Below are 12,607 nucleotides of genomic sequence, written 5' to 3'. Positions count from 1 at the left end.
AGACCGGCCGGAGAGCCGGGAGTCTTACGGCGCAAAGCACTATCCGCCAGCCGTGGCGGAGATGAAGGGATAGCAATGTACGCACGCGAATGGAGATGTCTGTGTCCGGAGGAGAACCGTGAGGGGTTTCTCGACTATCTGTACCAGACGGGGGTGCGCGAGATAAAGGCATCCAGCGGATACATGGGTTTTCAGATAATGGACAGGGACTGCCGGAGCGAAGACGCCGGAGGCAGAAAGGGCATGGTGGAAATTGTGCTCATCACCTACTGGAAGTCGCTGGAGGCTGTGGCGGTCTTTGCCGGAGACGATATAGGTGTGGCCAAGCTGTACCCGGAGGATGAAAAGTACGGCATTGTGCCGGAAGAGACCGTGCGGCATTACAAGGTGCGGGAACGCAGTCTGGCGTAGCGGGTGTTCCCTGCCGCCGGATTTTCCGGAACAGGCGCGGAAAGATTATTTCAACGCCGGAGCTTCCTCGGAAAGAGAAGGCTCCGGCGTTTTTGTTGCGGGCGGTGAAGAATTTTTCCGCAGCACGGTGCATGCAAGGCCGTGCAGACCCGCCAGACCCGCCAGACCAGTTCAGACCTGTTCAGGCCCGTTCAGACCGATTCAGACCCGTGCAAATTCGTCCGGCGGTGTTTCCGGATGCGAAATCTCGGTCAGTCGCGCGGTTCCTTGGGAATAAGCAGGTGCGTAAAGTAGTGCGGCTTTTCCGGTGCCTCGGCAATATTGCGCACAATGTGTTCGCCTTCCATGCCCAGCCGCGAGACAAAGACCGTCTCACCGTTCTTGCCTGCCTCGCCCAGTACGCGGCGGATTTCCGGAAAGTTTTTGTAGGCCTTAAGAATGACACTGTTGTCTGCCTGCCGCAGCATGTCGCGCAGCGATTCCGCACTGCCCACACCCGAAAGCAGCAGCAGGTTTTCTTCCGATTCGCACAGCACTGTACGGGTGCGCGCGGCAGAAGCCTGATAGGATGTTATGCCCGGCACCACCTCTACGGGAATATCGGGCCGCATGGCCGCAAGGGTGCGCATAAGGTAGCCGAAGGTGGAATAGATGAGCGGGTCGCCCAAGGTGAGAAAGGCACCGCTGCGGCCGCCATCCAGTTCATCGGCCACGGTTTGGGCGTTGGCCTGCCATGCGGCGGTAAGGGCTGCCCTGTCGCGCGTCATGGGAAAGCCCAGCGTGACGGTGCGGGCTCCGGGACGCATGTGCGGTGCGGCAATGCCGTGGGCCGTGGAATAGTCGTTCTTGGTGGAGGCGGCGGCAAAGACCACATCCACCGTACCGAGTATGCGTGTGGCCTTAAGGGTGATGAGGTCCGGGTCGCCCGGTCCCACGCCTATGCCGTAAAGGGTTCCGGGAGTGTGCCCCGCAGGCGGGGGTGTTGGTTCATGGCTGCACATATCATTCTCCTTCCTGCCCGGCTATGCGGGCGGAAGCGGTTGTGTTGTCAAAGGCGTGCGGGTGCAGGAATCGCGCGAGTTCTTCCACGGCGAGCACGGTTCTGGGCCCGGGGCGCGAATAGACCTGCTCATCAACGGTAAGAACCCGGCCTGCCGTTACGGCACGCAGTGTCCGAAAGTGATCGCGTTGCGCCGGAGGCACAGGCGAGGGGTTCATGGGGCCAACCTGCACAAGGTAGGCTTCCGGGTTAAGGCGCACAAGTTCTTCCTCGTTCAGCCGGATAAGCTTGGGGCCCATGGTCAGCACGTTTGTGCCGCCCGCGTGCAGGATGATATCGTTAACAATGGATTCCGCTCCCGCCCCCAGCAGATTGGGGTAGCGGACCTCGAAAAAGACCGTAGGAGCCGTTGCCGGAACATGCGCAAGGGCCTGCGTCACCGCGTCCAGCCTGCCCTGCATGTGGCTCACCAGCGCGTCTGCGCGGTCAGGCGAGCCGGTCAGTACGCCCAGACGTTCAATCACATGGAACAGTTCCCCAAAGGTGGCTGGCTGGAAAAAGGCCACGGGAAAACCCAGCCGTTCCAGAATCTGCTGCATTTCCGTGGCCTGTCTGCGCCCCCCCAGTTGCAGGATGCAGTCCGGCGCAAGACCCGCCACCAGTTCCGCGTTGGGGCGCATGTGGGTACCTATGGAAGGCAGTGCCGCAAGAAAGGGCGGATGGGTGTCCGCCTTGGTGCGGGCAATGATGCGGTCGTGCAGTCCCATGTGGATGAGAATTTCGTTAAAGCCGCCGTACAGGGCGATGATGCGTCGCGCAGGAGCGGGCAGGGTGATGGTGCGCCCCGTGTCATCGATAATGGAGACCGGACTTGCCCCTTGTGCAGGAGCAGCCGAATCCGGCGCATGGGGAGCAGCATGCTGGTCAGGGCTGCGGTCAGGGGCTGTGCGGGGTGTTTCACCGATATTGTCGCGACCTTCATTGCTGGCGTTGTTGGGGTTGCTGGGGTTGCCGGAGGTACTGTCAAGCGGGCTATGTCCGGCAACCGGGGCGGTTGTCTCCGCTCCGGCGGGCAACACCGACAGGCCGTTCAGCAGGCCGGACAATACCACGGACAGCAGCACAGGCAGCAGAACAGGCAGCAGCACGGAAATCCGCACGGAAATCCGCACGGAAATCCGCACGGACAGCAGGCCTGACAATACGGCTGGCAGCGGGATGCCCACCCGAAAAAGCCACGGGAAACGCCACCGGAAACACTCCGCGGCAGACAGACGTTGGCACGGAACACGGTCTGCGCGGCTAGGCATGCGTCTTGCCTCCTGTGCCTGCCGCCATTGGCACGGGGGCGGGGTCAAGGCTGCGGGCGGCATTCTGCGTGTCGGTTGCGTCGGCCATATCGGCAGCAACGGGCAGGCCCGCCTTTCCGGTCCGTCCGGGGACAAGGCACGCCTGCGGCGCACCGGTGACAGGGTGCGGCACAATATGAATGCGGGTTTCATACACCTCGGAAAGAATGGCCTGCGTGAATACCTCGTTCACGCCGCCGTCGCGGACCACGCGCCCGTTTTTGAGCAGCACGAGCCTGTGGCAGTAAAGTGCGGCGAGGTTCAGGTCGTGGATGGCGGCGATAACGGCCACCCGTTGCTTGGTCTGCCCGTCGCGGTCAGCATGCCCGTTCTGGCGGTCATGCAAGGTTTGGCCATTACCATTGTTATGCATGTCATGGCCGGTACGCTGACGCAGCAGGTCAAAGATTTCCACCTTGCGGGCTATGTCGAGGCCGGATGTCGCCTCATCCAGCAGCAGGCATTCTGTCTGCTGGGCCAGAGCGCGGGCAATGAGCACCCGCTGGAATTCACCGCCGGAAAGGGTGCAGGCGGAACGGTGCGCCAGGTGCGCGGTGCCTGTTTCTTCCATGGCGGCAAGGGCGATGCGCCGGTCCTGTTCTGTGTAGCCGCCAAGGAAGGAAATGTGGGGGTAACGGCCCATGAGTACCAGCGAGAAGGCTTCCATGTCCGGCGGCTCGCCCATGCGTTGCGGCACAGAGGCCAGATGCCGGGCGCGCACGGCAGGCGGCATGGCGGCGCAGTCGTTGCCGTGGATGCGCATTTCGCCCGCAAGAGGCGGCAGTACCCCGGATAAGGTGAGCAGCAGGGTGGTTTTTCCGCTCCCGTTAGGGCCGAGCAGCCCCACCATTTCGCCGGGTTGAACGGAAAGGCTCACCCCGGAAAGAACGGGAATGCCGGCGTAGCCGCAGACTGCGTTGTGCAGGGTGATCATACGGCATCCCCCGCAGCGCGCCGCCTCAGCAGCAGGCAGAAGAAGGGGCCGCCAAGAAGCGCGGTGACCACGCCCACGGGCAGTTCTGCGCCCTGCGGCAGGATGGTGCGGGCAGCCACATCGGACCACAGGAGCAGCAGCCCGCCGGAAAGCCCGCTGCTGACCAGCAGGGGGCGGTGCTCTCCTCCTTGCAGCATGCGCATAAGGTGGGGCACTACCAGCCCCACAAAGCCTATGACACCGGAAACAGCAACGGCTGCGGCTGTGAGCATGCTCGCGCCGATGAGCAGGCGCAGGCGCACCGTATCGGCGTTCATGCCCAGCTGACGCGCCTGCGTGTCGCCCAGGGCCAGAATATCCAGTTCGCGTGAGTAACGCCAGATGAGCAGCAGGCCGGGGACCAGCCACGGCAGCATGAGGCCGCATTCGTTCCAGCCACGCCCTTGCATGCTGCCCATTATCCAGAAGACGATGGAGGCCACGGAGTCTTCATCCAGCGACTTGACCAGCGAGATGAGGGCTGCAAGAAAGGTGGCCACCACCACGCCCGCCAGTACCAGCGTTTCCCGCCGCAGCCTGCCCCCGGAACGGCCCAGAATAATGACCGCGAACAGGGCCAGCAACGCGCCGCCAAGGGCGGCGGCAGGCAGAAAACCCACGGCGGGAAGCAGCGGCAGCGCGCCCGTAAAGCCCAGCAGAATGGCAAGCGAGGCTCCGAAGGCAGCGCCGCTGGATACGCCAAGGGTGAAGGGGTCTGCCAGCGGGTTGCGCAGAATACCCTGAAACACGGTGCCCGTCACGGCGAGCGAGGCGCCCACCAACAGGGAAAGCACAATGCGCCCGAGCCGTATATCCCACACCACAAGGCTCACGGTGGGGGAGGCGGGCTCTGCTGCCGCACTCAGGGAAAAAAGGTCGGCAAGCCGTACGACCAGCACCGTCAGCACATCGCGCACGGCAATGTCCATGGGCCCGAAAAGACAGGCCGACACCACGGAGACAAGGCACGCCGCCAGTGCGCACAGGGCTGTGCGCCGGAAGCGGCGGGCACGCTCCGTATGTCGTGCGGATGTGTGTTCCGTGGTGTCGGCCATATTGCAAGTTCCTTGTCCGTGGACGGGACGGGCTTATTCTTACTCTTCGTCCAGCGCGCCGAAGGCGTCCTTCAGGTGGTCCACCCACAGGGCGGCAACGGCGTCATACTCCCCGGTGCCACGCAGGACGGTATGAACGGTGAAGCCCTGCTTTTCCAGCACGCTCTTCCAGCTATCTTCTTCCGGTCCTGCCATATCGTTGCGGGCATGGTCGCCCGCCACCGCCATGAGCGGCATGAGCCACACGGTCTTGAGCTTGCGTGCCTTAAGCGTGGCAATCACGTCATCCAGTTCCGGCGCGCCCTCCACGGTGCCCACAAACGTGTTGAGGTCCACCTTGGAAAGGTAGTGCTGCATGCCGGGGTAGTAGATGTTTGCCGGGTGGTGGGTGCCGTGCCCCATGAGCACAATGGCTTCGCCGGGTTTGCGCTGTTCCGGGAAGGTGGAAACCAGTGCGGCTGCTGCGCGTTCCATATCCTCATGGGTGCAGAGCAGCGGCATGCCGAGCACGACCTTGCGGGTGCCCTTGGGCATGTTGCGGAAAGCGGCAACGGTCTTTTGCAGGGCGTGGAACTCTTCACCGGGAATGGTGTGCAGCGACTGAACTGCCACGTGGGTGAAGCCTTCGTCCCCCATGCGGGCAAGGGCGGAGGCGGGAGAGAGCTTTTCCTTGCCTTCTTCCTCCTGCACGGTGCGGCGCACCTGCTTGGCGGAGTAGGCCCAGCGGATTTCTGTATCGGGAAACGCCTTGCGGGTTTCTTCTTCAATGTTATCAAGCGCAACGCGCGCCTCGGGCACGGTGGTGCCAAAGGCTACCAGCAGAATGCCCTTGCGCGTTTGCGGGGCGTTGCCGTGTCCGGCAGCGGCGGGCAGCGTGAGCAGAACGGCGAGAAGCAGGGCAGTGGCAAGCGCGGCAAAACGGCGCGTGGCAATGGAACAACGCATGAAAAAAACCTCCAAAGATGTCTTTGGGGCAGTGAGGGGACGGGGAACAAAAAAACCTTCCATGCGATAGGGCATGGAAGGATACCGTATTTATCCGTCCCGGATTTCCGCACAGCAGTAGCCCCGTGCATGCGGAAGATGCCTCCGGCCCTGTGGAGAACGAACGTGGCGTACGCAGGCAGGGCCGCACCGAATGCTCAGGCAGGTCTTCCGGCTTGTCCCACCGTTTCCGGCCTTCCCGGACTTGTATCCAGTGGCGCGCGGGGGAAACGGCTTGCGGGGGACTTACGGCGGCGGGTCCGCTCCCGTTTTGCACGGGATTCCCTGTTAGGCCCCGGGGGGGCACCTGAACAGGCGCACAATAGGCCAGCGTGAAGGGGCGGTCAAGGAGATCAAGGAGATCAAGGAGAGCCTTTGGGAATCTGCTCAGGCCAGTGCGACATAGCCTGCCGTGACCAGCAGCAGGCTGGCAACGCGCAGAAACTGGCTTTGCAGCAGCATGACAAGGCCCAGACGGGGGGTAAAAACCCCTGCGTGCGCGGGCAACTGGTGCCGGATGGCACGTATGGGTGTGGCCACTATGGTTCCCAGAACAAGGGCCAGCACTGCCTGCTGGGTGGTCAGGGAGCCTGCGTCCAGCAATGCGCCTGCCGCTGCAATGCCGGATGTGAATTCTGCCGCCACGGCAAAGACCACCACGCTGACAGCCTCTACGGGCAGCAGGCCGGTGACGACCCAGTGTGCGGCCATGTCGCGCAGATTTTCGAACACCCCGGTCTGGTTCAGGGCGTACATGAGCAGGTAGATGGGAACGGTTATGGTGACGATGCGCCAGAACCGGTTGCGGAACGCGGCAAGGATCTTTTGCGGCGTGGTGCGGTCCGTGTTCCGGCCCGTATTCTGGCTGGTGCTGTCCCCGGCGGGGTGTGCCGTTGCCGTGGCTGGGCTGGCATCCGTCTCGGCGGATATTCCGGCGGCGGGCGCGGCGTGCAGGGTGGCGCGGGTCCAGGCCAGAACCCCCAGCGTGCGCAGCATGGCGGCAAGGGCGTTCAGGGCAAGGTATATGGCTCCGGCGGAGCGGGTCATGGGAACCACCACAAAAAAGGTGGTGGGCAGGTGCAGCAGAAAGACGGGCAGGCCGGTGTTTACAAGGTAGGAAAGGCGCATTTCACGCTCCCCCAGCCTGCCGTCGCGCCATGCGTTCATGAGCATGGCGTTGGCTGCGGTGCCGGAAAAGAAGGCGGTGGCAAAGGCCGCTCCGGACGCATCGCGCAGGCGTCCGAACCGCATGAGCGGTCGCACGGCAGCGGCGAGCCACGCAGACCAGCCCATGCCCTCCACGGCAAGGCCCGCCACGAGCCCCACCCCAAGAAAGGCCAGCATGCGTGTAAGCGGCCGCAGCAGTTCCGGCCACGCCTTGCTCCATGCCAGCAACGCCGGGTCGTGCCTGAATATGACCCACAGGGCCAGCCCGCAAAGGAGCACAGGCAGCAGGAGCGAGGTTGCGCCGCGTTTTTTGCGCATTCCACTCTTTTCCGGCCTGTTTGGCGTGGGGCTGCCATGAGCGTCGGGTTTGTCGGTTGTGTCTGGCCTGTCTGGCACATCGGGTCTATCGGTTTTGTCGGGCGTGCGCATGGTGTGTCGTCCTGTGGGCTGCGGGCATGGCTGTATAGCGTGTTCGTGTAAAAGTCACAATGTCGTTTTCGTTACGGCACGAATCTTCACTACTGTTCGGGCAGGCATTCAACCGACCGTACACACTCAGGTATGTCCCAAGGGGAGGGAAAACATGCATGCACTCACAATTACAGGGCCGATGAACGCTTCCGCCTTAACGATGCCCGGACACGCTTCAGCCGTTCCGGCAACAGGGCTTCAGGAAATTGCCGGAGGGCTGGTGCGGGTGGTAGCCGATGTTCTGGCACCGGCAACCGTTTCAGGAGCGGCAGCACGGGGAGAGCATCAGGTGCGGATGCAGCCTGCTGTTCAGGCGGAAAGCCGGGCAGGTCGTCTGGCTGGAAGACAGGAAGGACGGCTGGCGGTGCAACTGATGGCAGAATCACTGCCGCCTTACACGGTGACTGCGCTGGAGCCGTTTTTATCCGCACGGACCGTAAGCCAGCACTGCGGCAGCCTTGGCTCGGACAGTATACGGGACGTGGAGCTGGAACTGGAAGCGCTGATCAGCAATATGCCCGTTGCCGGACAGGGGCTGGAGGCCGTGGTCCGCCATGTGGCGCGGCTTGATTCCGGTCGGCCCGAGGTTCGGCGCGTGACCGAATGCCTGTGCACACTCCACAACCACGCGCTGTACTGGCGTAGCATGAAGCCCGGAGGGGGCGGCAGACCCAAAGCACAACTCATGGATGCTATTGTGGCGTCCTTCGGTTCATGGGAAGCCTTTCGGGATGTGTTTCTTGCCCGCGCCGCCAACCGTCTGTGGGCAGGCTGGTTATGGCTTGTCTCCGATGGTGCGAGCGTCTCACTCATGCATGCCATGGCTGCCACCTCTCCCCTGCTGACGGGCAGGCAGCCGCTGCTGGCGTTGGACCTGTGGGAGCTTGCCTACCATAAGGATTACGGGGACGATCGCGCCCGCTATGCGGAAACCTTTCTGCATAGTCTGGTTGACTGGAGCCATGCTGAGCATCTCTACAGTTCACGCCGTTAATGCAGGACGCGTTGTCGCCCTGCCTTAGTTTTTTGCGTCGCAGTGCAGGATGATAGCTGATGCGGCGTTTAGAATGTGTGGACAGCGCCTAATACTACATTGCCGATGCAGGCGGTTTGGGTGTAGTATGACTACTGCACGAAGACGCGCGGCGGAAAGGCTGGCTTTCCGCGGGTGGGAACTAGGCGTTTTCCTTTGACTTTTTCCTGAACGGCGGGGCTATGTCGCAAACCAATATTCTGCTTGAGTCAGGGACCAACGAACTTGAAATCGTAGAGTTCTTCATTGATGAAGAGGACGGTTATCGGGCGCATTACGGAGTGAATGTCGCAAAAGTGCTGGAAATACTGCGTAAGCAGCCGGTTACTTCCATGCCCGAAATGCCGAACCCGGCGGTGATGGGGGCTTTCAAGCACAGGGATAATACCTTGGTGGCGCTTATAGACCTTGCCACCTATTTGGGGCGGCATCGGATTCAGTCTGCTGAACCCAAGGTTATTGTAACAGAATTCAACGAGGTCGTTTCCGCGTTTCTTGTTTCCGGCGTCAACCGTATCCACCGCATGAGCTGGGAAGAGGTGGAAGCCCCCAGCGAGTTTCTGCAGCGCACCACGCAGAACGCCATAACCGGCGTGGTCCGGCTGGAGGGGCGGGTGGTCTTTTTGCTGGATCTGGAGATGATTGTGGCGGATCTGGATTCCAGCCTTGCCATCCGCATGGACCCGAACGCGGCGGTACGCAATTGCGGTAAGGTGTATACCATTGTGCACGCAGATGATTCCGGCAGTGTGCGCAATCTGGTGAAGACCCTGCTTGAGGCATGTAATTTTAAAGTGGTGCAGTTTACGAACGGGCGCGATGCTTGGGAGTTTCTGGAACGGCAGATGGTCCGTGCGCAAGAGGAAGGATGCCCGGTGACAGAGTATGTTCAAGGGGTCATTTCGGACATAGAGATGCCCCAGATGGACGGGCACAACCTGTGCAAGCGCATTAAGGATAGTACGGTTCTGCGGGTGTTGCCGGTTGCCCTGTTCTCCTCGCTGATCACGGAAAAGCTGGAGCACAAGGGGCAGGCTGTGGGAGCGGACGCCCAGTTTGCCAAGCCGGACTTGCAACGGCTGAGCGACCGTATGCTGGAGTTGCTGGAAGCCAGAGGTCTGTAGCGGTTTTTCGGACACCGGTTACTGCCGGTGCCCCATCATTCAGATTTTTTCATCTCTGTGAAAAGATATCGCGCCGCCCTTTTGGGCGGCGCGCTACGTTTCTGCCCCACCCTTGTCCAGAGAGCGGGGCGTCTGCATGTGCCGGGCGTTATTCCGGCATGCCGCATACCTTCCCCGTACTTTGTCCGCCATGTGGGGAGGTAGCGGCGAAGACAGACCGGTGTCTTCGCGCTCAGTACTCCAAGAACCGTACCATGATGTCTATCTATGCAAAATAAAAGGATAGTTCATCAGGAGTGATTCCTCTTTTCAAACAGTCTGCCATCTGCGGGGTCAAACCGGAACCAAGAGTACAGAGTGTCCGCTATCGCGGATAAAATTATCCGCGATGGCGGATTTTGGGGCACGCCGAGTGGGCGTGGGGGGGGTGAAATCCTGCGGAGGCTTGTATGGAGCCGGGGCGAGGGCTGACGTGGGCAGGCGAGGAACAGAGCCGGAGCCGAGCGGGAGCGGGCGAGGGGGAACTCAAGCGGCGAAGGGGGGATAGGACGAGATTTGGATGAAGGCCGGATGAAGGCCGGAAGAAGGGCTGACGAAGGCCGGAAGAAGGGCGGAAGAGGGGCTGACGAGTCCGGGCGAGGGGCCGGGTAAAGGCAGGGCAAGGGTAGGACAGGGCAGGGGGAGCCTGAATTGCGGTCAGGGACGGCGTTTGCGTATGGTGGCAACGCCGTGTTTTTTTAGAAGATCATACAGATGGGAGCGTGACAGGCCGGAAAGCGTGCAGGCAGTGGCAATGTCGCCCTGAGCGGTATCCATGAGTTGCGTAAGGTAGGCCGTGAACACGGAATCCCGAAACTGGAAGAAAGGTGGAAGAGAACTGGACGAAGGTTGGACGGAATGGCCGTGTAGCGGCGGGACGGTTGCGGGCTGCGGGAGGGCGGCAGGGTTTTTGTCCGGGATAGAGGATTTTGAGGCAGCGTGATTGTCCGGGATTCCGGACTGTGTGTCTGTTCCCCAAGGGACGTGCCGGGTATGGGAAGAGATGGCCGCGTGTTGCAGGTGCGGGTGGCCGTGTGCCGTTTCTTCTTCCATGGCATCGCCCAAACGGCAGGAGGCACCGGGACGGAGGGGCGGGGTAAAGGAGTCTGCATCATCGGGCCGAAGGGGCACCGTATAGGAGCTTGCCTCGTCAGGGCGACGGGGCGGAGTATATGAGCTTGCCTCGTAAGGACGATGGGGCGAGGCAAAGGAGTCTGCCTCGTCAGGCCGGGGGGCCATATGCGGGACATGCGGCGCGTGGGGCGTGGCGGGCCGGGAAGCTGCAGCCGGAGAGACGGGGCGCGGGGCTCCGGATGCGACCACTATTCCTGATACGCCTGATGGTCCGGACGGTTCTGACGGTTCTGATGGTCCGGGCGATTCGGGCGATTCGAATTGTCCGAATGGTCCGGATGGTCCGGGTGCCCCATATGCCGCATCTTCCCTTGCTGTCCGGTATGTCTGGTGTGTCCGGGATGCCTCATGTGTCCGGGACGCTTCAGGTGACCGGGATGGCTCAGAAATTCGGGATGACTCAGAAATTCGGGATGCTTCTGACGTCTCAGGCACCCCGAGTGCCCACGTTGTCCGGGTTGCCGCAGGTGCACCCGTCGTCGATGTCGTCGCGGGTGACCCCGTCATTGCGGCTGTTGCAGTCGCCGCAGATTCCGTAAAGGGGCGAGGTTCCGCATACGGGGCAGACGACGCAGAGGGATGGGCATTTACAGGCACCCGCAGTTCCGCAGACGGCCTGATTTCTCCAGACGGCCGAGGTTCCCCATGCAGCGCAGGGGGGGCGGTCAACGAAAGTGCTTCGGCATCGCTGGCGGCGGCGCGGGCAATGCTGATGCGCACGTGGTCCGGCAGGTGGCGGGAGAAGAGTTTGGGGTCATCCTGTGCGGCGAGGACCGCCCGTTCCAGCGTATGGATGAGTTCGCGCACGTTGCCGGGCCAGAGATATTCCCGCAGGGCGGCGTGCAGGTCTGTGGACAGGCTTTTCATGGGCATGCCGTACTTGCCGCAGAGGCGCCGGGTATAGTGTTCCGCCAGTTCCGGGAGGTCTTCGGTACGTTCCCGCAGGGGGGGGATGTGCATGACCACGGTGCGCATGCGGAAAAGCAGGTCGCTGCGGAAGGTTCCGCGCGAGACCATTTCTTCCAGATTGCGGTTGGTGGCGCAGATGAGGCGGAAATCGGAAGTGATTTCCGCGCGGCCCCCCACGGGGCGGAAACGGTGCTCCTGCAGGACGCGGAGGAAAATCTTTTGCATGGCCAGCGGCAGTTCGCCCACCTCGTCCAGAAAGAGCGTTCCCCGGTGGGCCTGTGCCACAAGGCCGTCGCGGTCCTTGTCCGCTCCGGTGAACGCGCCCTTACGATGCCCGAACAGGGTGGACCCCGCGAGGGTACGCGAGAGCGAGGCGCAGTCTACCGCCACGAAGGGACCGCTATGACGCTGGCTGTTTTCGTGGATGGCGCGGGCAAAGACCTCTTTGCCTACCCCGGTTTCTCCGTACAGCAGGGCTGAGGCGTCTGACGCGGCAGCCTCGGACACGATATCCAGACAGCGGGTAATGCCCGCGCCGTTGCCGATGATGGAGTCGCGTTTGAGGCGCACCTCCTCCCGCTTGCTGGGCTTGCGGCCCCGATATTCCAGCGCGCGGAGCAGGGGGAGAACCATGCGGTCCACGGTGCCCTGCTTGGAGAGATACTCCCACGCACCGTTGCGGATGGCGCGTTCCGCTCCGTCCGGGGTGGCGGCGTCTGTGACGATGATGATTTCCGGCTTGCCGGGGGTGTTGCGCAGGCGGGGCAGGGCGTCCAGTCCGCTGCCGTCCTCAAGGCGGGCGTTCAGAAAGATGATGTCTGTGCCGCGTGAGGTTGAGGGGGCCATTGCTTCGGCCAGCGTGGCGGCGTGGTCTGCATGATGGCCGAGGCCCGTGACAATGGCTCCCAGTGTGTCGCGGAAGGCGGAGTCGCCGTCTATGATGAGAATGCGTGCCATG

At 62.3% G+C, this 12,607-nt stretch carries 10 protein-coding genes and 1 riboswitch; of the genes, 3 read left to right on the top strand and 7 right to left on the bottom strand.

Features of this window, described 5'->3' with window-relative positions; all coding sequences use genetic code 11:
* Positions 1-75: 75 nt before the first annotated feature.
* Positions 76-411, top strand: coding sequence for an antibiotic biosynthesis monooxygenase family protein (locus HUV26_RS07280; RefSeq protein WP_174409452.1), 336 nt, complete (start codon positions 76-78; stop codon positions 409-411).
* Between the two features lie 251 nt (positions 412-662).
* Here HUV26_RS07280 and cobI read toward each other — a convergent pair whose 3' ends face one another.
* The 6 genes from cobI to HUV26_RS07250 form a co-directional block, all read right to left on the bottom strand.
* Positions 663-1,412, bottom strand: coding sequence for a precorrin-2 C(20)-methyltransferase (cobI, locus tag HUV26_RS07275; RefSeq protein WP_174409451.1), 750 nt, complete (start codon positions 1,410-1,412; stop codon positions 663-665).
* 1 nt (position 1,413) lies between these two features.
* Positions 1,414-2,571 (bottom strand): ABC transporter substrate-binding protein, encoded by a 1,158-nt coding sequence (locus HUV26_RS16815; protein WP_308483153.1) that lies wholly within the window; start codon positions 2,569-2,571, stop codon positions 1,414-1,416.
* A 142-nt stretch (positions 2,572-2,713) separates the two neighbouring features.
* Positions 2,714-3,694: an ABC transporter ATP-binding protein gene (locus HUV26_RS07265; RefSeq protein WP_174409449.1), complete on the bottom strand. Its 981-nt coding sequence runs from the start codon at positions 3,692-3,694 to the stop codon at positions 2,714-2,716.
* Entirely contained in the window at positions 3,691-4,788 is a 1,098-nt protein-coding gene (locus tag HUV26_RS07260) for a FecCD family ABC transporter permease (RefSeq protein ID WP_174409448.1), read from the bottom strand. The genes HUV26_RS07265 and HUV26_RS07260 overlap by 4 nt, the downstream gene beginning before the upstream one ends.
* Positions 4,789-4,827: 39 nt before the next feature.
* A complete protein-coding gene (locus HUV26_RS07255; RefSeq protein WP_174409447.1) occupies positions 4,828-5,733 on the bottom strand; it encodes a sirohydrochlorin cobaltochelatase in 906 nt (301 codons plus the stop codon).
* Between the two features lie 183 nt (positions 5,734-5,916).
* A riboswitch (cobalamin riboswitch) is annotated at positions 5,917-6,098 on the bottom strand.
* 61 nt (positions 6,099-6,159) lie between these two features.
* A complete protein-coding gene (locus HUV26_RS07250) occupies positions 6,160-7,257 on the bottom strand; it encodes a nucleoside recognition domain-containing protein (RefSeq protein ID WP_174409446.1) in 1,098 nt (365 codons plus the stop codon).
* Positions 7,258-7,522: 265 nt separating this feature from the next.
* On the opposite strand from HUV26_RS07250, the gene HUV26_RS07245 reads away from it, so the two are divergent.
* Complete coding sequence (locus tag HUV26_RS07245; protein WP_174409445.1) at positions 7,523-8,404, top strand: superoxide dismutase; 882 nt, start codon at positions 7,523-7,525, stop codon at positions 8,402-8,404.
* A 221-nt stretch (positions 8,405-8,625) separates the two neighbouring features.
* On the top strand, positions 8,626-9,567 hold the full coding sequence (locus HUV26_RS07240) for a chemotaxis protein (protein ID WP_174409444.1): 942 nt from the start codon (positions 8,626-8,628) through the stop codon (positions 9,565-9,567).
* Positions 9,568-10,263: 696 nt separating this feature from the next.
* Here HUV26_RS07240 and HUV26_RS16810 read toward each other — a convergent pair.
* Positions 10,264-12,606: a sigma-54-dependent transcriptional regulator gene (locus HUV26_RS16810; protein ID WP_243451301.1), complete on the bottom strand. Its 2,343-nt coding sequence runs from the start codon at positions 12,604-12,606 to the stop codon at positions 10,264-10,266.
* Position 12,607 lies beyond the last annotated feature (1 nt).

It is taken from the genome of Desulfovibrio psychrotolerans (assembly GCF_013340305.1).
GTDB lineage: Bacteria > Desulfobacterota > Desulfovibrionia > Desulfovibrionales > Desulfovibrionaceae > Halodesulfovibrio > Halodesulfovibrio psychrotolerans.
The sequence above is the reverse complement of the archived record's forward strand: the minus strand, read 5'-3'. Positions and strand labels throughout refer to the sequence as shown.